Source organism: Amnibacterium sp. (assembly GCF_051956055.1).
Lineage (GTDB): Bacteria > Actinomycetota > Actinomycetes > Actinomycetales > Microbacteriaceae > Amnibacterium.
Genome location: NZ_JBQCGC010000037.1, coordinates 45494 through 65127, shown reverse-complemented (window position 1 = coordinate 65127; position 19634 = coordinate 45494). Strand labels below are relative to the sequence as shown.

The following is a 19634-nucleotide window of genomic DNA, read 5'->3' as shown; positions in this document are numbered from 1 at the left end:
CGAACCGGCCCGGCCCTCGAAGCCGGCGCTCATCGAAGCGGGGCACCATTGCACCGGCACACGACGGCCGTCCTGCCGTCAATAGACTTTCCGACGGCCGCCGTACAGCCACCGCTTACGAACTCCACCGACGGAAGGATCGTCGTGACCGATCTCAGGACCCGACCCAGCACCGAGCTCGAATGGACGGAGCTCGACCGCAGGGCGGTGGACACGACCAGAGCCCTCGCCGCCGATGCGGTGCAGAAGACCGGGAACGGGCACCCCGGCACGGCGATCAGCCTGGCGCCGCTCGCGTACCTGCTGTTCCAGAAGGTCATGCGGCGCGACCCGTCCGACAGCACGTGGCTCGGGCGCGACCGCTTCATCCTCTCGAACGGCCACTCGTCGCTCACCCAGTACATCCAGTTCTTCCTCGGCGGCTACGGGCTCGAGCTCGAGGACCTCGAGCAGCTGCGCCAGTACGGCTCGAAGACGCCCGGCCACCCCGAGTACGGGCACACCGACGGCATCGAGATCACCACCGGGCCCCTCGGCTCGGGCCTCGCCGCCTCGGTCGGCTTCGCGTACGCCTCTCGCTTCGAGCGCGGCCTCTTCGACCCGGACGCCGAAGCGGGCGCGAGCCCCTTCGACCACTTCGTCTACGTGATCGCGGGCGACGGCGACATCGAGGAGGGCGTCACCAACGAGGCGTCCTCGCTCGCCGGCACGCAGCAGCTCGGCAACCTGATCCTCTTCTACGACGACAACCAGATCTCGATCGAGGACGACACGAACATCGCCCTCTCGGAGGACGTCGCGAAGCGCTACGAGGCGCTCGGCTGGCACGTGCAGACGATCGACTGGAAGGCCGGAGCGGACTACCACGAGGACGTCGAGGCGCTCTACGCCGCGACCCTCGAGGCGCAGCGCGTGACCGACAAGCCGTCGATCATCGTCCTGAAGACGATCATCGGGTGGCCATCCCCGACCCTCCGCAACACGGGCAAGATCCACGGCGCGGCCATGGGCGCCGAGGAGATCGCCGGGCTGAAGCAGGCGCTCGGGCTCGACCCCGAGCAGTCCTTCGCCGTCGCGCCCGAGGTGCTCGCCCACACCCGCCAGGCGGTCGACCGGGGCAGGGCCCAGCACGCCGAGTGGAACGAGGCCTTCGACGCGTGGGCGTCGGCGAACCCCCAGCGCAAGGCGCTGCTCGACCGGATGCTCGCGGGCGACCTGCCGGACGACGCCTTCGAGGACGTGCCGGTCTTCCCGGCGGGGAAGGCCGTGTCGACCCGCGTCGCCTCCGGGAAGGTCATCAACGGCCTCGCCAAGCGGATCCCCGAGTTCTGGGGCGGTTCCGCGGACCTCGCCGAGTCGAACAACTCGACCATCGAGGGCGCGGGCAGCTTCCTGCCGCCCGAGCGGGCGACGGCGATGTGGAAGGCGAACCCGTACGGCCGCGTGCTGCACTTCGGCATCCGCGAGCACGCGATGGGCAACATCCTGAACGGCATCGTGCTGCACGGGAACACGCGCGTCTTCGGCGCGACCTTCCTGATCTTCAGCGACTACATGCGCCCCGCCGTGCGGCTCGCCGCGCTCATGAAGGCGCCGACCATCTACGTCTGGACGCACGACTCGGTCGCTCTGGGCGGTGACGGCCCCACCCACCAGCCCGTGGAGACGCTGTGGGCGCTCCGGCTGATCCCCCAGCTCGACATCGTCCGGCCGGCCGACGCGAACGAGACCGCGGCGGCGTGGAAGCAGATCATGTCGCGCCGCATGGGCCCGGCCGGCCTCGCGCTGTCCAGGCAGAACCTGCCCGTGTTCGAGCGCGGGGACGGGGACGCGTCCGGCGACACCTTCGCGTCCGCCGACGGCGTCGCGAAGGGTGCGTACGTGCTCGCCGCCGCGAAGCAGGGCACGCCCGACGTGATCCTCATCGCCACCGGCTCCGAGGTGCAGGTCGCGGTCGCCGCCCGCGAGCAGCTCGCGAAGGAGGGCATCGACGCGTCCGTCGTGTCGGCGCCGTGCCTCGAGTGGTTCGACGAGCAGAGCCCGGAGTACCGGGAGTCGGTGCTCCCGTCCGCGGTGAAGGCGCGCGTGTCGGTCGAGGCGGGCGCCACGCTCGGCTGGGCGAAGTACATCGGCGACCAGGGCCGGGCGGTCGGCATCGACCACTTCGGCGCCAGCGCCGACGGCGACTTCCTGCTGCAGGAGTTCGGCATCACCCACGAGCACGTCGTGGCCGCCGCGAAGGAATCCCTGGGCCGCTGAGGCGGTTCCACCAGACAGACCAAGGAGCTGACATGAGTATCACGGACACCAGGACCGACTCCAACACCGCCGCGCTGTCGCGGGCGGGCGTGAGCATCTGGCTCGACGACCTCTCCCGGGAGCGGATCGTCACGAAGAACCTGCAGCAGCTGATCGCGGACAAGGACGTCGTCGGCGTGACGACGAACCCGACGATCTTCGCGTCGGCGCTCGCGAAGGGCGAGACCTACGACGAGCAGGTCAAGGAGCTGAAGGCCAAGGGCGCGGACGTCGCGCAGGCGATCTTCGAGATCACGACGAAGGACGTGTCGGACGCGGCGGACGTGTTCCACGACATCTTCGTGGCGTCCCACGGGTACGACGGCCGGGTCTCGATCGAGGTCTCCCCCGAGCTCGCGCACGACACCGAGGCGACGATCGCCGAGGCGAAGCGCCTCTGGGGCACCATCGAGAAGCCGAACGTGATGATCAAGATCCCGGCGACCGTCGAGGGCCTGCCCGCGATCACGGCGGCGATCGCCGCCGGCATCAGCGTCAACGTCACGCTGATCTTCTCGCTCGAGCGCTACAAGGCGGTCATCCAGGCCTACCTCGAGGGACTCAAGCAGGCGAAGGACGCGGGGATCGACCTGTCCACGATCCACTCGGTCGCCTCGTTCTTCGTGTCCCGCGTGGACACCGAGATCGACAAGCGCCTCGACGCGATCGGCACCGACGACGCCAAGGCGCTGAAGGGCAAGTCGGCCGTCGCGAACGCGCGGCTCGCCTACGAGGTGTTCGTCGACGCGTTCGGCGCGGAGGACGCCATCGAGCTGCAGGAGGCCGGCGCGAACCGCCAGCGCCCGCTCTGGGCGTCCACCGGGGTGAAGGACCCCTCGCTCCCCGACACGTTCTACGTCGTCGACCTCGTCACGCACGGCGTCGTGAACACCATGCCGGAGAAGACGCTCGACGCGGTCGCGGACCACGGCGACGTGAAGGGCGACACCATCGTGGGCAAGTACGACGAGGCCCGCGAGGACCTCGCGAAGCTCGCCGCCGCCGGGATCGACCTCGACGAGGTGACCGCGCTCCTCGAGCGGGAGGGCGTCGACAAGTTCATCGTCTCCTGGCACGAGCTCAGCGACACCGTCGCGAAGGCCCTCGAGTCCGCTTGACTCCCCACCGCTGTGCGGCCGGCGCCCGCGGGCGCCGGCCGTCGGCATGTGCCGGAGCGGCCGATGGACGCCCCCCTCGTGAGCCCCGGCTCCAACCCGCTGCGCGTCCCCGCCGACCGCCGCCTCGCCCGCATCGCCGGTCCGTCGGCGCTCGTGATCTTCGGGATCACGGGCGACCTGGCGCGGAAGAAGCTGATGCCGGCGATCTACGACCTCGCGAACCGCGGCCTGCTGCCGCCCGGCTTCGCGCTCGTGGGCTTCGCCCGCCGCGACTGGGACGACGACCGGTTCGTGGAGGTGGTGCGCGAGGCCGTGCAGGCGTCCGCCCGCACCCCGTTCCGGGAGGACGTCTGGCAGCAGCTCGCGCGCGGCATCCGCTTCGTGCAGGGCACCTTCGACGACCCGGCCGGCTACCTGCGCCTGCGGGAGACGCTCGAGCGCCTCGAGACCGAACGCGGCACGCTCGGCAACGCGGCCTTCGACCTGTCGATCCCGCCCCGCGACTTCCCGCAGGTCACCGAGCACCTCTCGGCGGCGGGGCTCGCCGAGCAGCGCGACGGTCGCTGGCGCCGTGTCGTCATCGAGAAGCCGTTCGGGTCCGACCTCACGACCGCGCGCGAGCTGAACGCCGTCGTGGAACGGGTCTTCCCCGCCGACGCGGTGTTCCGCATCGACCACTACCTCGGCAAGGAGACGGTGCAGAACCTGCTCGCGCTGCGGTTCGCGAACACGCTGTTCGAGCCGATCTGGAACGCGAACCACGTCGACCACGTCCAGATCACCATGGCCGAGGACATCGGCGTCGGGGGTCGCGCGGGCTACTACGACGGGATCGGCGCCGCGCGCGACGTCATCCAGAACCACCTCCTGCAGCTGCTCGCGCTCACCGCCATGGAGGAGCCCGTCTCGTTCGAGGCCGGGCACCTCCGCGCCGAGAAGGAGAAGGTGCTGTCCGCGGTGCGGCTCCCCGCCGACCTCGGTGCGGCGACCGCGCGGGGCCAGTACTCGGGCGGCTGGCAGGGCGGCGAGCGGGTCGTCGGCTTCCTGGAGGAGGAGGGGATGAACCCCGCCTCCACCACGGAGACGTACGCGGCGCTCAAGCTCGACATCGGCACGCGCCGGTGGGCGGGCGCCCCCTTCTACCTCCGGGCGGGCAAGCGGCTGGGCCGGCGCGTCACCGAGATCGCCGTGCTGTTCAAGCGGGCACCGCACCAGCTCTTCGAGGAGAGCCAGACCTCACTGCTCGGCCAGAACGCGCTCGTGATCCGCGTGCAGCCCGACGAGGGCGTGACCATCCGCTTCGGCTCGAAGGTCCCCGGCGCCGGCATGCAGGTGCGGGACGTCACGATGGACTTCGGCTACGGGCACGCCTTCACCGAGGCGAGCCCGGAGGCGTACGAGCGACTGATCCTCGACGTGCTGCTCGGCGAGCCGCCGCTCTTCCCCCGGCACGAGGAGGTCGAGCTGTCCTGGCGGATCCTCGACCCCGTCGAGGAGTTCTGGGCGTCGGGCGGCCGCCCGGAGCAGTACCGCCCCGGGACGTGGGGACCCTCGTCCGCCGACGCGCTGATGAGCCGTGACGGCCGAGTCTGGAGACGCCCGTGATCGTCGATCTGCCCGAGACCACCATCGCGAAGGTCAGCAGGGCCCTCGTCACCCTGCGTGAGGAGGGCGGCGCGGTCGCGCTCGGACGCGTGCTCACGCTCGTCATCAGCACCACCAGCGACGCGGCGGAGGAGGCGATCCAGGCCGCCAACGACGCCTCGCGCGAGCACCCGATGCGGGTCATCGTCGTCGTGCACGAGCCCGGCGGCCTCGACGCGCCTCCCCGACTCGACGCGCAGATCCGGGTCGGCGGGGACGCCGGCGCGAGCGAGGTCGTGATGCTGCGCGTGTGGGGCCCAGCAGGCGCCGACGAGGAGGGGCTGATCACGGGGCTGCTGCTGCCGGATGCGCCCGTCGTCGCCTGGTGGCCCGGCCCCGACGTGCCGGAGGTCGCCGCGGAGTCGCCGCTCGGGCGCATCGCGCAGCGCCGCATCACCGACGCCTCCGCGCAGACCGACCCGCAGCGGGCGCTCGACCACCTCGCGGCCACCTACCGGCCGGGTGACAGCGACTTCGCCTGGACCCGGCTCACGCTGTGGCGCGCGGTGCTCGCCGCGGCGCTCGACCAGCCGCCGTACGAGCAGGTCGAGGCGATCGAGGTCGCGGGGGCCGTGGACTCCCCGTCCACGGAGCTGCTCGCCGCCTGGCTGCGGTTCGCGCTCGACGTGCCCGTCACGGTCGTGCTGTCGGACCGCTCGACGGGCTCGAGCGGCATCCACGGCGTCCGGCTGTTCCGCGCCTCCGGCCCGGTCGAGCTGGAGCGCAACGTGCCCGACGTCGCGACGCTCTCCCAGCCGGGACAGCCGACGCAGGACGTGTCGCTGCCCAGGCGCAGTCTGCGAGACTGCCTCGCGGAGGAGCTGCGGCGCCTCGACCCGGACGACCTCTACGGTCAGGTGCTGACGGAGGGGCTGGCCGGGCTGGACCGCGGCCTCCCTGCAGCGATCGCGACTGGAGGACTGTGACCAACGAACGCCGTGTGCTCGTGCACCCCGACGTGGACTCGCTCATCGCAGCGGTCGCCGCGCGGTTCCTGACCAAGCTGACCGACCTGCTCGACGAGTACAACGAGGTCAACGTCGTCCTCACGGGCGGCACGGCCGGCGGTCAGGGGGTGCAGCGCGCGATCGCGGCTTCGCCCATGCGCGGTGCGATCGATTGGGGCCGCGTGCACTTCTGGTGGGGCGACGAGCGCTTCCTGCCGCAGGGCGATCCGGAGCGGAACGACACGCAGGCCCACGAGGCGCTGCTCGATCACATCCCGGTGCCGCCGGAGCACATCCACCCCTTCCCCGCCTCCGACGTCGTGCCCGACATCGACGAGGCGGCCAGGGTGTACGCCGAGGAGCTCGCCGCGCACGCCGACCCGGCGCTGCGGCTGACGGTGCCGCGCTTCGACATCACGTTCCTCGGGGTCGGCCCGGACGGGCACATCGCGTCCCTGTTCCCCGAGCACGACGTGCGCCTCGAGGACGAGCGGCTCGTCGTGTCCGAGCGCAACTCCCCCAAGCCCCCGCCCGAGCGGCTGAGCCTCACCCTGCCGGTGATCAACAGCTCGCAGCGGATCTGGATGGTGCTGTCCGGGGCGGAGAAGGCGTCGGCCCTCGGGCTCGCCCTCGCCGGCGCCTCCCCCATCGAGGTCCCCGCGGCGGGCGCGCAGGGCCGCCGCCGCACGGTGTTCTTCGTCGACCAGGAGGCGGCGGAGCAGGTCCCGCAGAACCTCATCGCCTCCAGCTACTGACCGCACAGCACGAAGGGCCGCCCCGAGCGGGGCGGCCCTTCGTCGCGTCAGTGGTCGACTGACAGTGGGTCAGCTGTCGGCGCTGATCTTCCCGCGCCGGATGCGGAGCTGGCGCAGCGCGTCCTCGAGGAGCACAGCGGCCTCCTCGTCCGTGCGACGCTCCTTCACGTAGGCGAGGTGCGTCTTGTACGGCTCGTTCTTCTGCACCGAAGGCGGGTTCGCCTTGTCCCGGCCGGCGGGCAGGCCGCTCGTCGGGGAGTCGATGGTGGCCGGGATCTCCTCCGGAGGCAGGTTGGCCGCGAAGTACCGGACCGTCTCGTTGCCGAGCGCATCCCAGTAGGAGACCGCGACGCGCTCCGCGTGATGCCCGTGGTCCTGCTCGCCCATCGGGCCGGCACCGACGCGCGAACCGCGGATCGCACTTCCACCAGAAGCCATGTGTTCTCGTATCCCTCGTTGGTCAGGCGGGCAGGCCGAAGCGGGTCAGGAGGCCGAGCACCACGATGCACGCGAACCACACCAGCCCGAGCACGACCGTGATGCGGTTGAGGTTCCGCTCGGCAACCCCGGAGGCGCCGAGGCTCGACGTGACGCCGCCGCCGAACATGTCGGACAGCCCGCCGCCGCGACCCTTGTGCAGCAGGATCAGCAGCGTGAGCAGGATGCTCGTGATCGCCAGGACCACGAGCAGGACCGCCTGCAGGATCTGCATCCGGATCTCCTCCTGACATCGCAGCCGACTCTCAGCCGCGAAAAGTATAACCGCCGGGCCGTTCCGGGCCCCGCGATCCGAGCAACCGCTGTGTCGCGCTACGCGCCCACGTGGTCCGGGAACCGGGCGATGCCGGCGAACTCGGTCGGGTCGAGGCTCGCCCCGCCGACCAGCGCGCCGTCCACATCCGGCTGCCGCATGAAGCCGGCGATGTTCCCGCTCTTCACCGATCCGCCGTACAGGATGCGGGACGCCGCCGCGTCCTCGTCGCTCATCGCCTCCGCGATCGCCGCGCGGATGGCCGCGCCGACCTCCTGCGCCACCTCCGGCGTCGCGACCTTGCCGGTGCCGATCGCCCAGACCGGCTCGTAGGCGACCACCACCGGGGTCCCGGCCGGCAGCCCCGCGAGCGCCGCCTTCGTCTGCGCCACCGGCACGGCACTGGTGCCGTGCTCGGCGAGCTCCGCCTCCGTCTCGCCGACGCAGATCACCGGGACGAGGCCGTGACGCACCGCCGCCTGGACCTTCGCGGCGACGATCTCGTCGGTCTCGCCGTGCCCCTGCCTGCGCTCGGAGTGCCCGACGATGACGTACGAGCAGTCGAGCGCCTTGAGGAACGCGCCCGACACGTCCCCGGTGTACGCACCGGCGTCGTGCGGCGACAGGTCCTGCGCCCCGAAGGCGAGTGTGAAGCGCTCCGCGTCGATGAGCGTCTGCACGCTCCTGAGGTCCGTGAACGGCGGGAAGACCGCCACCTCGACGGACGAGCCGTCGAACTTCGCGTCCTTCAGCGTCCACGCCAGCTTCTGCACGAGCGCGATGCTCTGGAGATGATCCATGTTCATCTTCCAGTTGCCCGCGATGAACGGTCTGCGGCTCATTCGCCCGCCTCCCAGCCGAGGACCTCGAGGCCCGGCAGTCGCTTCCCTTCGAGGAACTCGAGGCTCGCGCCGCCGCCCGTCGAGATGTGCCCGAACCGGTCGTCGGCGAACCCCAGCGTCCGCACGGCGGCGGCGGAGTCGCCGCCGCCCACCACCGACAGCCCCTGGACCTCGGTGAGCGCCTCCGCGACCCGCTTCGTGCCGTTCGCGAACGCGGGGAACTCGAACACGCCCATCGGGCCGTTCCAGAACACGGTGCGCGACCCGGCGATCGCCTCGGCGAACGCGTCGGCGGTGGCCGGTCCGATGTCGAGCCCGATGCCGTCCGCGCCGAAGGACGAGCCCTCGATCGCGTCCGCGGCCACCGTCTCGTGCGCCGCGTCAGCCGCGAACGAGGCCGCGACCACCACGTCGGTGGGCACGAGCAGCGTGACGCCGAGCTCGTCCGCCCGGCGCAGGTACTCCTGCACCACGGGGATCCGGTCGGCCTCGAGCAGGCTCTTGCCGACGGCGTGCCCTTGCGCGGCCAGGAAGGTGAACAGCATCCCTCCGCCGATCAGGAGCGTGTCGACCCTCGGCAGGAGGTGATCGATGACGCCGAGCTTGTCGCTGACCTTCGAGCCGCCGAGCACCACCGTGTACGGCCGCTCCGGCCGCTCGGTGAGGCGCTCGAGCACCGAGAGCTCCTCTGCGATCAGCAGGCCGGCCGCACTCGGCAGGACCTGGGCGAGCTCGTAGACGCTCGCCTGCTCACGGTGCACGACGCCGAACCCGTCGGAGACGAACGCGGTGCCGTGGGCGGCGAGCGCTTCCGCGTAGGCGCGACGCTCCCCCGCGTCCTTGCTCGTCTCGCGCGGGTCGAAGCGCAGGTTCTCGAGCACGGTCACGGGCCCGCTGCCCGGCTCGGCGTCCGCCGCCGTGCCGGGGACGAACGTCACCGGTCGGTCGAGGAGCTCACCGAGCCGCCTCGCCACGGGCTCGAGGCTGTACTTCGGGTTCGGTGTCCCGTCCGGACGGCCGAGGTGCGAGATCACCGTGACGGTCGCCCTGGCGTCGAGGAGCCGGGTGAGCGTGGGCACGCTCGCGCGCACGCGGCCGTCGTCCGTGATCTCCCCGTCCTGCAGCGGGACGTTGAGATCGCAGCGGACGACGACCCGCGTGCCCGCGAGGTCCCCGAGGGAGTCGAGGGTTCGCAGCGTCATCGGAGCGCGTTCGACGCGATCAGAGCCGCGCGGCGACGTAGTCGGTCAGGTCGACGAGGCGGTTGGAGTAGCCCCACTCGTTGTCGTACCAGCTCGACAGCTTGACCTGGTTGCCGATGACGCGGGTGAGCTCGGCGTCGAACAGCGACGAGTGCGGGTCGCCGACGATGTCGGCCGACACGATGGGCTCGTCGACGTACTTCAGGATGCCCTTCAGCGGGCCGTCGGCGGCCTCCTTGTACACGGCCTTCACCTCGTCGACGCTGAGGTTCCGCGAGGTGGTCACGGTGAGGTCGGTGATCGACCCGACCGGCACCGGCACCCGGAGGGCGAAGCCGTCGAGCTTGCCCTTCAGCTCGGGCAGCACGAGGCCGATGGCCTTCGCCGCACCGGTCGAGGTGGGGATGATCGACAGCGCGGCGGCGCGGGCGCGCCGGAGGTCGCTGTGCGGGCCGTCCTGGAGGTTCTGGTCGGCGGTGTACGCGTGCACCGTGGTCATCAGACCGGTCTCGATGCCGAACGCGTCGTTGAACACCTTCGCGAGCGGCGCGAGGCAGTTGGTCGTGCAGGACGCGTTCGAGAGGATGTGCATCGACTCGGGGTCGTAGGTGCCCTCGTTGACGCCCATCACGAACGTGCCGTCCTCGCCGGAGGCGGGGGCGGAGATGATGACCTTCTTCGCGCCGGCCTCGATGTGCTTGCGCGCGTCCGCGGCCTTCGTGAAGCGCCCGGTGGACTCGATCACGATGTCCACGCCCAGGTCGCCCCAGCCGAGCTGGGCCGGGTCGCGCTGCTCGAGCACGCGCACCGGCTTGCCGCCGACGACGATGTTGTCGCCGTCGAGCTCGACGGTCTCCGCCAGGCGGCCGGCGGTCGAGTCGTACTTCAGGAGGTGCGCGAGCGCCGCGTTGTCGGTGAGGTCGTTCACCGCCACGATCTCCAGGTCGCTTCCCTTGGCGAGGGCGGCGCGGAAGTAGTTCCGGCCGATCCGTCCGAAGCCGTTGATCCCGACGCGAGTCGTCACAGTTCCTCCGTGGTCGTGCGCGCCAGCATGGGCGCGGACTGGGGTCGTGGGGCCCGCCGCCCGGAGGCGGCGGGCGCCGCGATCACGGTACCAGCAGGCCCGGCGTCTGCTTCCTGGCGGTCGCGAAGCGCTGCGCGACGTCGGCCCAGTCGACGATGTTCCAGAACGCCTTGACGTAGTCGGCCCGCACGTTCGCGTAGTCGAGGTAGTAGGCGTGCTCCCACACGTCGAGGAGCAGCAGCGGCACGGTGCCGGCCGGGAAGTCCTGCTGCTGGTCGTGGAACTGCACCACGATCGGCCGCTGCCCGATCGCGTCGTAGACGAGGGCGGCCCAGCCGGAGCCCTGCACGCCCATCGCCGCGGCGGTGAACTGCGCGGTGAACTTGTCGAACGACCCGAAGAAGTCGTCGATCGCCGCGGCGATCTCCCCGGTCGGCTTGTCGCCGCCGTCCGGCGACATGTTCTTCCAGAAGATCGAGTGGTTGACGTGCCCGCCGAGGTTGAAGGCGAGGTCGCGCGTCAGCTTGTTGATGTTCGCGAGATTGCCGCTCTCGCGCGCCTCGGCCAGCTGGTCGAGCGCGGTGTTCGCGCCGGTGACGTAGGCCTGGTGGTGCTTGTCGTGGTGCAGCTCCATGATCCTGGCGCTGATGCTGGGCTGGAGCGCGGCGTAGTCGTACGGCAGGTCGGGCAGGGTGTACACGGGCATGACGGTTCCTCCTTGAGGTTCACCGTCGAGCTTATGACCGTCCGCCGGACGGTTCCTGGTGCCCTCCTGGTCGGGCTCAGCCCTCGATCTCGGCCGGGACCGCGGCCTCCGTGTTCGGGATGCCCTCCTCCGCCGCGCGCTTGTCCGCGAGCGCCAGGAGGCGGCGGATGCGGCCGGCGACGGCGTCCTTCGTCATCGGCGGGTCGGCGTGGTGGCCGAGCTCGTCGAGGCTCGCGTCGCGGTGGTCGAGCCGCAGCTGGCCCGCGTAGCGGAGGTGCTCCGGGATGGTCGGCCCGAGGATCTCGAGCGCGCGCTCGACGCGGGCGCACGCCGCCACGGCGGCCTGCGCGCTCCTGCGGAGGTTCGCGTCGTCGAAGTTGACGAGCCGGTTCGTGTTCGCCCGCACCTCGCGGCGCTGACGGAGCTCCTCCCAGTTGCGCACGCTGCGGCGCGCGCCCATGTGGCCGAGCATGTCGCTGATCGCCTCGCCGTCGCGGATGACGACGCGGTGGACGCCGCGGACCTCGCGCGCCTTCGCCTGCACCTGCAGCCGGCCCGCCGCGCCGACGAGGGCCATGGCGGTCTCGTTGCCGGGGCAGGTCACCTCGAGCGCTGCGGAGCGGCCCGGGTCGGTGAGCGAGCCGTGGGCGAGGAACGCGCCCCGCCAGACCGCCTCGATCTCGTCGGGCGACCCGGTGGTCAGCCGGTTCGGCAGACCGCGGATCGGCCGGCGCCTGGCGTCGAGGAGGCCCGTCTGCCGCGCGAGGGTCTCGCCGCCGTCGACGACGCGGACGAGGTAGTGGCTGCTGCGCCGCACGCCAGAGGCGGAGAGCACCGTCATCTCGCTGCGCACCCCGTAGAGCTCGCTGAGGTCGCGCCGCACCCGCCTGGCGAGCTGCGGGGTGTCCAGCTCCGACTCGACCGCGATGCGGCCGGAGATGAGGTGCAGGCCTCCGGAGAACCGGAGGATCGTCGCCAACTCGGCCGCCCGGACGGACGTCTTCCCGACGTCGACCTGGGTCAGCTCGTCCTTCACCTCAGCGGTCAGTGCCAATGCTCGCGACTCCCCGTCTCTCCCCCGGCGTCCCCACCCCCGCAGTCACCCGATGGACGCCGGATGGGTGACGGCGTTGGCGAACAGTGTCGCACCCGGGATGGGCCACCGCATATTCAGCGGTCGTTCAGGGACTTCTGCATGCGCTGCCGCGCGTCACTCCCGCCCGAGGTCGCGGTGCTTGATGCTCACGGCCACGCCCGGCTGCGCCGCGATGAGGTCCGCGATGCGCTCGACGACCGCGACGGAGCGGTGCTTGCCGCCCGTGCAGCCGATGGCGATCGTCGCGTGGCTCTTGTTCTCCCGCTGGTAGCCGGCGAGCACGGGACGCAGCGCCTCCGCGTAGCGCTCGACGAAGTCGAGCGCCCCCGGCTGCCCGAGGACGTAGTCGCGGACCGCCGCGTCCTTGCCGGTGAGCGGGCGCAGCTCCGGCACCCAGAACGGGTTCGGGAGGAAGCGGGCGTCGGCGACCATGTCGGCGTCGGTCGGCACGCCGTACTTGAAGCCGAAGCTGGTGATCGTCACCCGCACGCCCGGCGTCTCGTCGTCCGCGAACAGCTCGTTGATGGTCGTCGCGAGCTGGTGGATGTTCAGCTCGGACGTGTCGATGATGATGTCGCTCTGCTCGCGGACCGCCGCGGTCATCGCCCGCTCCGCGGTGATGCCGTCGAGGATCGTGCCGCCGCCCTGCAGCGGGTGCGGGCGGCGCACCGCCTCGAAGCGCCGCACGAGCGCCGCGTCGTTCGCCTCGAGGAACAGCAGCCGCAGCTGGGGGCCGTCGCCGTCGTGCCGGGCCGCGTCCCCCAGCTCGGTGAGCAGCTGACCGCCGCGCACGTCGACGACGACGGCGATCCGGGACAGCCGCTGGTCGGAATGGCTCGCGAGGTCGAGGAGCGGCCGCAGCATCTGCGGCGGCAGGTTGTCGACGACGTACCAGCCGAGGTCCTCGAGCGCGTTGCTGACGGTCGACCGGCCGGCGCCGGCCATGCCGGTCACCACGAGCACGGAGCGGGCGGGCGGCTGCGCAGCGGCGGCCGCGGCTTCCGACGTGTCGTCCGTCATGACGGGAGGATCCTCCGAACCATCGAGCACGTGCGCGGACCAGCCTATCCGGCGGCCTGCGCGTCGAGCGCCTCCTCGTCCGCCCCCTCCTCACGCGGCGCCCCGTCGGTGTCGCCGCCGTGCAGCCGCTCGACGACCGCGGCGGCGAGGACCGGACCGAAGCCGGGGACGTCCGCGATGTCCGTGGCCGTCGCCGTCCGGAGCCGGGCCACCGAGCCGAAGTGCTTCAGCAGCTGCTTGACCCTCGCCTCCCCGAGCCCGGGCACAGTGGCCAGCTGCGAGCCGATGTCGCGCTTGCGGCGGGTGCGCTGGTGCGTGATCGCGAACCGGTGGGCCTCGTCCCGGAGGCGCTGCACGAGGAAGAGCGCGTCGCTGTTGCGCGGCAGGATGACCGGGTAGTCGCTGTCCGGCTGCCAGAGCTCCTCGAGCCGCTTCGCGATGCCGGCGAGCGCGACGCCCGTCACGCCCGCCTCGTCGAGGGCCCGCTTCGCGGCGGCGACCTGCGGCTGGCCGCCGTCGACGAGCAGCAGGTTCGGCCGGTAGGCGAACCGGTCCCCCTGCTGCGCAGGAGCCGCCTCCTCGTCCTCGAGATGCGCGACGCGCCGGCTGAGCACCTGGTAGATGGAGTCCGTGTCGTCGGTCGTCGAGGCGACGTTGAAGCGCCGGTACTGGTCCTTGCGCGGCAGCCCGTCCTCGAACACCACCATCGACGCGACGACGTTCGTACCGGCGAGGTGCGACACGTCGAAGCACTCGATCCGCAACGGGGCGTCGTCGAGGCCGAGCGCCTCCTGGAGGTCGGCGTTCGCCTGCGACCGCGCGGTGAAGTCCGCGCTGCGGCGGGTCTTGTAGAGCATGAGCGCCTGCGCCGCGTTGCGCGCCGCGGTCTCGGCGAGCTGGGCCTTCTCGCCGCGTTCGGCGACGTGGAGGCGCGTGCGGCCGCTGCCGCGCAGGCCCTCCGCCTCGCGTCCCTCCGCGCGGCGCTGCGACAGCCAGGTCGCGAGCTCCTCCGCGTCGTCGGGCAGCTCCGGCACGAGGACCTCGCGGGGTGGGAACACCTCCTCGTCGTAGGCGTTCCGCAGGACCGTCTCGACGAGCTCCCCGAGCGGGACGTCGAGCTCCTTGTCGACCACCCAGCTGCGCGTGCCGCGGATCCGGCCGCCGCGGACGATGAACTGCTGCACCGCAGCGGCGAGCTCGTCGTCGGCGATCCCGAACACGTCGGTGTCGACGTCCTCCCGCAGCACCACCGCGGTCTTCGACAGCGCCGCGTCCATCGCCCCGATCGCGTCCCTGAGCCGGGCCGCCTCCTCGAAGTTCAGCGCGGCGGACGCCTCCTGCATCCGCTTCGTCAGGTCGCCGCGGAACCGCTGGTCCCCACCGCCCATGAAGGTCGCGAGATCCTGGGCGAGGCCGCGGTGGGCGTCCCTCGGGATCCGGCCGACGCACGGCGCGGCGCACTTGCCGATGTCCCCGAGCAGGCACGGCCGCCCGGTCTGCTCCGCCCGGCGGTAGGTGGTGTCCGAGCAGCTGCGCACGGGGAACACCTTGAGCATCAGGTCGAGCGTCTCCCGGATCGCCCACACCTTCGTGTACGGGCCGAAGTACTTCGCGCCCCTGAGCTTGCGGTTCCTCGTGATCAGCACCCTGGGCACCTCGTCGGCGAGCGTGATCGCGAGGTACGGGTACGACTTGTCGTCGCGGAACTGGACGTTGAACGGGGGCGAGAACTCCTTGATCCAGCTGTACTCGAGCTGCAGCGCCTCGAACTCGGTGCCGACGACCGTCCACTCGACGCCCGCGGCCGTGAGCACCATCCGCCTGGTGCGGTCGTGCAGCGCGCGGAGGGGCTGGAAGTAGTTCGACAGGCGGGCGCGGAGGTTCTTCGCCTTCCCGACGTAGAGCACCCGACCGCGCGCATCGCGGAAGCGGTAGACGCCCGGGGACGTGGGGATGTCGCCCGTCCTCGGCCGCCAGGCGACGGTCTCGGCCACGGTCAGGCGGACGCCGCGAGCGCGGGCTGGCCGAGGATCTCGGCGAGGAACCGGCCGGTGTGGCTGCCAGAGGTCTCCGCGACCTGCTCGGGGGTGCCCTCGGCGACGACCGTGCCGCCGCCCGCGCCGCCCTCGGGGCCCATGTCGACGATCCAGTCCGCGGACTTGATCACGTCCAGGTTGTGCTCGATGACGACGACCGTGTTGCCCTTGTCGACGAGCCCGTTCAGCACCAGCAGGAGCTTGTGCACGTCCTCGAAGTGCAGCCCGGTGGTGGGCTCGTCGAGCACGTAGACGCTGCGCCCGTTCGTCCGACGCTGCAGCTCGGTGGCGAGCTTCACGCGCTGGGCCTCGCCGCCCGACAGCGTCGTGGCGCTCTGCCCGAGCCGGACGTAGCCGAGGCCCACGTCGACGAGGGTCTTGAGGAACCGGTGGATCGCGCTGATCGGCTCGAAGAACTCCGCCGCCTCCGCGATCGGCATGTCGAGGACCTCGGCGATGTTCTTGCCCTTGTAGTGCACCTGCAGCGTGTCCCGGTTGTACCGGGCGCCGTGGCAGACCTCGCACTGCACGTAGACGTCGGGCAGGAAGTTCATCTCGATCTTGATGGTGCCGTCGCCCTGGCAGTGCTCGCAGCGGCCGCCCTTGACGTTGAAGCTGAACCGGCCGGGCAGGTACCCCCGCGCCTTGGCCTCGACCGTCTCGCTGAAGAGCGTGCGGATCCGGTCGAAGACGCCCGTGTAGGTGGCCGGGTTGGACCTCGGCGTGCGGCCGATGGGCGCCTGGTCGACGTGCACGACCTTGTCCAGGTCCTCGGTGCCGGTGACCCTCCTGTGCTTGCCCGGCACCTTCCTGGCACCGTTCAAGCGGTTCGCGAGCACCCGGTAGAGGATGTCGTTCACGAGCGAGCTCTTGCCCGACCCGCTCACCCCCGTCACCGCGGTCATCACGCCGAGCGGGAAGTCGACGGTCACGTCCTTGAGGTTGTTCGCGGCGGCGCCCACCACCTGGATGCGGCGCCTGCGGTCGACCGCGCGGCGCTCGGTCGGCACCTCGATGGCGCGGCGCCCCGCGAGGTAGTCGCCCGTGATGGAGGCGCGGTCGTCGAGCAGCGACTCGTAGTCGCCCGAGTGGACCACCGACCCGCCGTTCACGCCCGCGCCGGGGCCGATGTCGACGATCCAGTCCGCCATCCGGATGGTGTCCTCGTCGTGCTCGACGACGATCAGCGTGTTGCCGAGGTCGCGCAGCTTCACCAGCGTGTCGATGAGCCGGCGGTTGTCGCGCTGGTGCAGCCCGATCGAGGGCTCGTCGAGCACGTACAGGACCCCGGTGAGCCCCGAGCCGATCTGGGTGGCGAGCCGGATGCGCTGCGCCTCGCCGCCGGACAGCGTCCCCGCGGAGCGGGACAGGCTCAGGTAGGTCAGCCCGACCTCGACGAGGAACTCGAGCCGTGCCCGGATCTCCCGCAGCACCTGCGCCGCGATCCGCGCCTCGCGGTCGGTGAGCACGACGGTGTCCATGAACTCGGCCGCGTCCGCGATCGACAGCTCCGCCACGTCGGCGATGCTGCGGCCGTCGACGAGCACCGCCAGCACCTCGGGCTTCAACCGCTTGCCGTGGCAGACCGCGCACGGGACCTCGCGGAGGTACTCGGCCCAGCGCGCGCGCTGCACGTCGGTCTCGGCCTGCAGCCAGTTGCGCTCGAGGTAGGGGATGACGCCCTCGAAGCCCTGCGTGTAGGACATCTCGCGGCCGTAGCGGTTCTTCCACCGCACCCGGACCTCGAAGTTGTTGCCGTGCAGCACGGCGTCCCGCACGTCGTCGGGTAGCGCCTCCCACGGGCTCTCAAGGGAGAAGCCGAGGTCGCGGGCGAGGCCCCCGAGCATGCGCTCGTAGTAGTTGTAGAGCTGCTTGCCCTGATTGCTCCACGGGATGATGACGCCCTCGCGGATGGACAGCGACGGGTCGCCGAGCAGCAGGTCGGGATCGACGGCCATGCGGGTGCCGAGCCCCGAGCACTCCGGGCACGCACCGAACGGGGCGTTGAACGAGAACGTCCTCGGCTCGATCTCGGTCAGCTGGATCGGGTGGTTGTTCGGGCAGGACAGCTTCTCGGAGAACGTCTGCCAGGCCGCGTCGCCCTCGAGGTCGACGAAGTTGACCTGCACGACGCCGTCCGTCAGGCCGAGCGCGGTCTCGAGCGAGTCCGTCAGCCGGGTGAGGCCGTCCGGGCTGGCGACGAGCCGGTCGACGACGACCGCGATGTCGTGCTTGTACGACTTCTTCAGCGGCTTGGCGTCCGCCAGCTGCACGGTCTCGCCGTCGACGACGGCTCGGCTGTAGCCCTTCGCCTGCAGCTCCTTGAAGAGGTCGACGAACTCGCCCTTCTTCTGCTGCACGATCGGGCTGACGACCTGGAAGCGGGTGCCCTCAGCGAGCTCCATCAGCCGGTCCGCGATCTGCTGCACCGTCTGGCTCTCGATGCGCTCGTGGCAGACGGGGCAGTGCGGGACGCCGATGCGGGCCCACAGCAGACGCATGTAGTCCCAGACCTCGGTGATCGTGCCGACGGTCGAGCGCGGGTTGCGGTTCGTCGACTTCTGGTCGATCGACACCGCGGGCGAGAGCCCCTCGATGAAGTCGACGTCGGGGCGGTCCACCTGGCCGAGGAACTGCCGCGCGTAGGCCGACAGGGACTCCACGTACCGGCGCTGGCCCTCCGCGAAGATCGTGTCGAACGCGAGCGACGACTTGCCGCTGCCGGACAGCCCGGTGAACACCACGAGCGAGTCCCTCGGGATCTCCACGTCCACGTCGCGCAGGTTGTGGACCCTGGCCCCCTTGACGCTCAGCTTGGCGTTCCCCGCCACCCTCGAGATCGGCACCGGAGCAGCTTAGGGAGCCCCTCCGACAGCCCCGTGCGCGTTCGCTCGGGGCGAGGTGCAGGCGGCGGGACGGACGGGTGGATCAGGTGCCCGTCGCACCGCCGGCGACCAGCGCGGCCCGGAGGCGGTCCCGTTCCCCGATCAGCTCGCCGCACACGGTCACGAACCGCTCCATCGCCCGGTCGGGCCAGTACGGGGACAGGTAGTAGGCGACGAGCTCCTCGAGCACGGCGCGACCGCCGGTGTCCGCGAGCTCCTCCGCGAGCACCGCCGCCGCGGAGCGCGCCTCGGCGGGCGGGAGGCGCCGGACGCGGGCGAGCATGCCCGAGTCGGCCGTGACGGACGCGGGTCCGGCCGGCGCGGTCACGACGAGCGGCCGGAGGGATGGCAGCCACGCGGTGGCGACCGCGGAGACGTCGGAGACGAGCACGTCCGCCCGCGCGAAGCTCGCCTCGAGCGGCTCGTCGTCGGCCGCGAGCACGCGGTGGTCGCCGCCGGCCTGCCGGATGGCCGCCCGGATCGCGGCGTCCGCTCCCGCGTAGTCGCCCGAGGTGACGCCGGTGAGCGGGTGCGGCCGGTACAGCACGCGGTAGCGCCCGTCCGCGAGGAGCCCATCCACGAGCGCGGGCCCGTGCGTCAGCACGGAGCTGTAGGCGACCGAGGGCTGCGCGCCCTCCCAGGTCGGCGCGTACAGCACCGTCGTGCGCTGCCGGTCCGCCGACCGCGTCAGCGGCGGGGCGGACAGGGTGGTGGGCTGGCCGACCACGATGCAGCGGCGCTCGGCGTCGAACCGCATGAGGCGCGCGACGATCCGGTCGATCGCCGCCTGCCCCGGGGCGAGCACCGCGTCGTACGCCTTCAGCTGGTTGGAGGCGGAGACCCCCTTGTCGCTGTCCCCGTGCCCGATGTACGCGTGCAGCAGGGACGCGAACCTGAGGCACTCGAAGTTCGCGGACGCGTGCCCGACGTAGAGCGCGAGCGCCACGTCGCTGCGGCCGATGACCCCGTCGAGCGCGCCGTAGCGCGCGAAGGTCACGACGGGCACCCGGGTCCGCTCCCGGATCGCCGCGGCGACGCGCGAGTCCTGGCACACCACCGCGACGCCGTGCGCGGCGTCGAGCGCCTCCAGCGTGGGCAGCCACGGCAGGAGCTGGTAGAGCTGGTCCGGCGGCCCGGGGAAGAACACGATCACCCTGGCGTCGAGGCGCCGGTCCGCGAACGCCGCGTCGTCACCGATGCGGTCGATCATCGACCTGGGGAAGAACCGGGAGCGCCGCACGGCCCGGATGCCTGCGCTCTGGGCCCGGCGCCGCAGGCCGTGGAGGGTCGGTCGCATCGGAGGCGAGTGT

16 protein-coding genes are annotated in these 19634 nt (G+C 71.6%); 5 read left to right on the top strand and 11 right to left on the bottom strand.

Going from position 1 to position 19634, the window contains the following annotated elements; translation table 11 throughout:
- Positions 1 to 144: 144 nt before the first annotated feature.
- The 5 genes from tkt to pgl all read left to right on the top strand — a co-directional run bounded on the left by tkt (position 145) and on the right by pgl (position 6762).
- Entirely contained in the window at positions 145 to 2259 is a 2115-nt protein-coding gene (tkt, locus tag ACTHLI_RS05665) for a transketolase (protein WP_440182104.1), read from the top strand.
- 32 nt (positions 2260 to 2291) lie between these two features.
- A complete protein-coding gene (gene tal / locus ACTHLI_RS05660) occupies positions 2292 to 3416 on the top strand; it encodes a transaldolase (RefSeq protein ID WP_440182103.1) in 1125 nt (374 codons plus the stop codon).
- Between the two features lie 63 nt (positions 3417 to 3479).
- On the top strand, positions 3480 to 5021 hold the full coding sequence (gene zwf, locus ACTHLI_RS05655) for a glucose-6-phosphate dehydrogenase (RefSeq protein WP_440182102.1): 1542 nt from the start codon (positions 3480 to 3482) through the stop codon (positions 5019 to 5021).
- On the top strand, positions 5018 to 5986 hold the full coding sequence (locus tag ACTHLI_RS05650; RefSeq protein ID WP_440182101.1) for a glucose-6-phosphate dehydrogenase assembly protein OpcA: 969 nt from the start codon (positions 5018 to 5020) through the stop codon (positions 5984 to 5986). Before zwf ends, ACTHLI_RS05650 begins: the two co-directional genes overlap by 4 nt.
- Positions 5983 to 6762: a 6-phosphogluconolactonase gene (pgl, locus tag ACTHLI_RS05645; protein WP_440182099.1), complete on the top strand. Its 780-nt coding sequence runs from the start codon at positions 5983 to 5985 to the stop codon at positions 6760 to 6762. Before ACTHLI_RS05650 ends, pgl begins: the two co-directional genes overlap by 4 nt.
- Positions 6763 to 6831: 69 nt before the next feature.
- Here pgl and ACTHLI_RS05640 read toward each other — a convergent pair whose 3' ends face one another.
- From ACTHLI_RS05640 to ACTHLI_RS05590, 11 genes are all read right to left on the bottom strand, one after another.
- Positions 6832 to 7200, bottom strand: a complete 369-nt coding sequence (locus ACTHLI_RS05640; RefSeq protein WP_440182098.1) for an RNA polymerase-binding protein RbpA — start codon at positions 7198 to 7200, stop codon at positions 6832 to 6834.
- 22 nt (positions 7201 to 7222) lie between these two features.
- The gene (gene secG, locus ACTHLI_RS05635; RefSeq protein ID WP_440182097.1) at positions 7223 to 7474 is read right to left on the bottom strand and encodes a preprotein translocase subunit SecG; all 252 of its coding nucleotides are present in this window, start codon (positions 7472 to 7474) and stop codon (positions 7223 to 7225) included.
- A gap of 98 nt (positions 7475 to 7572) precedes the next feature.
- Entirely contained in the window at positions 7573 to 8355 is a 783-nt protein-coding gene (gene tpiA, locus ACTHLI_RS05630; protein ID WP_440182096.1) for a triose-phosphate isomerase, read from the bottom strand.
- On the bottom strand, positions 8352 to 9557 hold the full coding sequence (locus ACTHLI_RS05625) for a phosphoglycerate kinase (RefSeq protein WP_440182095.1): 1206 nt from the start codon (positions 9555 to 9557) through the stop codon (positions 8352 to 8354). Before ACTHLI_RS05625 ends, tpiA begins: the two co-directional genes overlap by 4 nt.
- A gap of 19 nt (positions 9558 to 9576) precedes the next feature.
- A complete protein-coding gene (gene gap, locus ACTHLI_RS05620) occupies positions 9577 to 10581 on the bottom strand; it encodes a type I glyceraldehyde-3-phosphate dehydrogenase (protein ID WP_440182094.1) in 1005 nt (334 codons plus the stop codon).
- Between the two features lie 82 nt (positions 10582 to 10663).
- Complete coding sequence (locus tag ACTHLI_RS05615; RefSeq protein WP_440182092.1) at positions 10664 to 11287, bottom strand: superoxide dismutase; 624 nt, start codon at positions 11285 to 11287, stop codon at positions 10664 to 10666.
- Positions 11288 to 11363: 76 nt separating this feature from the next.
- Positions 11364 to 12341 (bottom strand): DNA-binding protein WhiA, encoded by a 978-nt coding sequence (gene whiA / locus ACTHLI_RS05610; protein WP_440182091.1) that lies wholly within the window; start codon positions 12339 to 12341, stop codon positions 11364 to 11366.
- 156 nt (positions 12342 to 12497) lie between these two features.
- The gene (rapZ, locus tag ACTHLI_RS05605) at positions 12498 to 13403 is read right to left on the bottom strand and encodes an RNase adapter RapZ (protein ID WP_440182090.1); all 906 of its coding nucleotides are present in this window, start codon (positions 13401 to 13403) and stop codon (positions 12498 to 12500) included.
- Between the two features lie 44 nt (positions 13404 to 13447).
- Positions 13448 to 15397: an excinuclease ABC subunit UvrC gene (gene uvrC / locus ACTHLI_RS05600; protein WP_440182089.1), complete on the bottom strand. Its 1950-nt coding sequence runs from the start codon at positions 15395 to 15397 to the stop codon at positions 13448 to 13450.
- Between the two features lie 2 nt (positions 15398 to 15399).
- Positions 15400 to 18285: an excinuclease ABC subunit UvrA gene (gene uvrA / locus ACTHLI_RS05595; protein ID WP_440182088.1), complete on the bottom strand. Its 2886-nt coding sequence runs from the start codon at positions 18283 to 18285 to the stop codon at positions 15400 to 15402.
- Positions 18286 to 18367: 82 nt separating this feature from the next.
- A complete protein-coding gene (locus ACTHLI_RS05590; RefSeq protein ID WP_440182087.1) occupies positions 18368 to 19621 on the bottom strand; it encodes a CDP-glycerol glycerophosphotransferase family protein in 1254 nt (417 codons plus the stop codon).
- Positions 19622 to 19634: the final 13 nt, after the last annotated feature.

Excerpts from the sequence above, each read along its gene's own strand:
- tal (WP_440182103.1), top strand. The coding sequence starts at position 2,292 with ATGAGTATCACGGACACCAGGACCGACTCCAACACCGCCGCGCTGTCG.
- zwf (WP_440182102.1), top strand. The coding sequence starts at position 3,480 with ATGGACGCCCCCCTCGTGAGCCCCGGCTCCAACCCGCTGCGCGTCCCC.
- ACTHLI_RS05640 (WP_440182098.1), bottom strand. The coding sequence starts at position 7,200 with ATGGCTTCTGGTGGAAGTGCGATCCGCGGTTCGCGCGTCGGTGCCGGC.
- secG (WP_440182097.1), bottom strand. The coding sequence starts at position 7,474 with ATGCAGATCCTGCAGGCGGTCCTGCTCGTGGTCCTGGCGATCACGAGC.
- tpiA (WP_440182096.1), bottom strand. The coding sequence starts at position 8,355 with ATGAGCCGCAGACCGTTCATCGCGGGCAACTGGAAGATGAACATGGAT.
- ACTHLI_RS05625 (WP_440182095.1), bottom strand. The coding sequence starts at position 9,557 with ATGACGCTGCGAACCCTCGACTCCCTCGGGGACCTCGCGGGCACGCGG.
- ACTHLI_RS05615 (WP_440182092.1), bottom strand. The coding sequence starts at position 11,287 with ATGCCCGTGTACACCCTGCCCGACCTGCCGTACGACTACGCCGCGCTC.
- rapZ (WP_440182090.1), bottom strand. The coding sequence starts at position 13,403 with ATGACGGACGACACGTCGGAAGCCGCGGCCGCCGCTGCGCAGCCGCCC.
- ACTHLI_RS05590 (WP_440182087.1), bottom strand. The coding sequence starts at position 19,621 with ATGCGACCGACCCTCCACGGCCTGCGGCGCCGGGCCCAGAGCGCAGGC.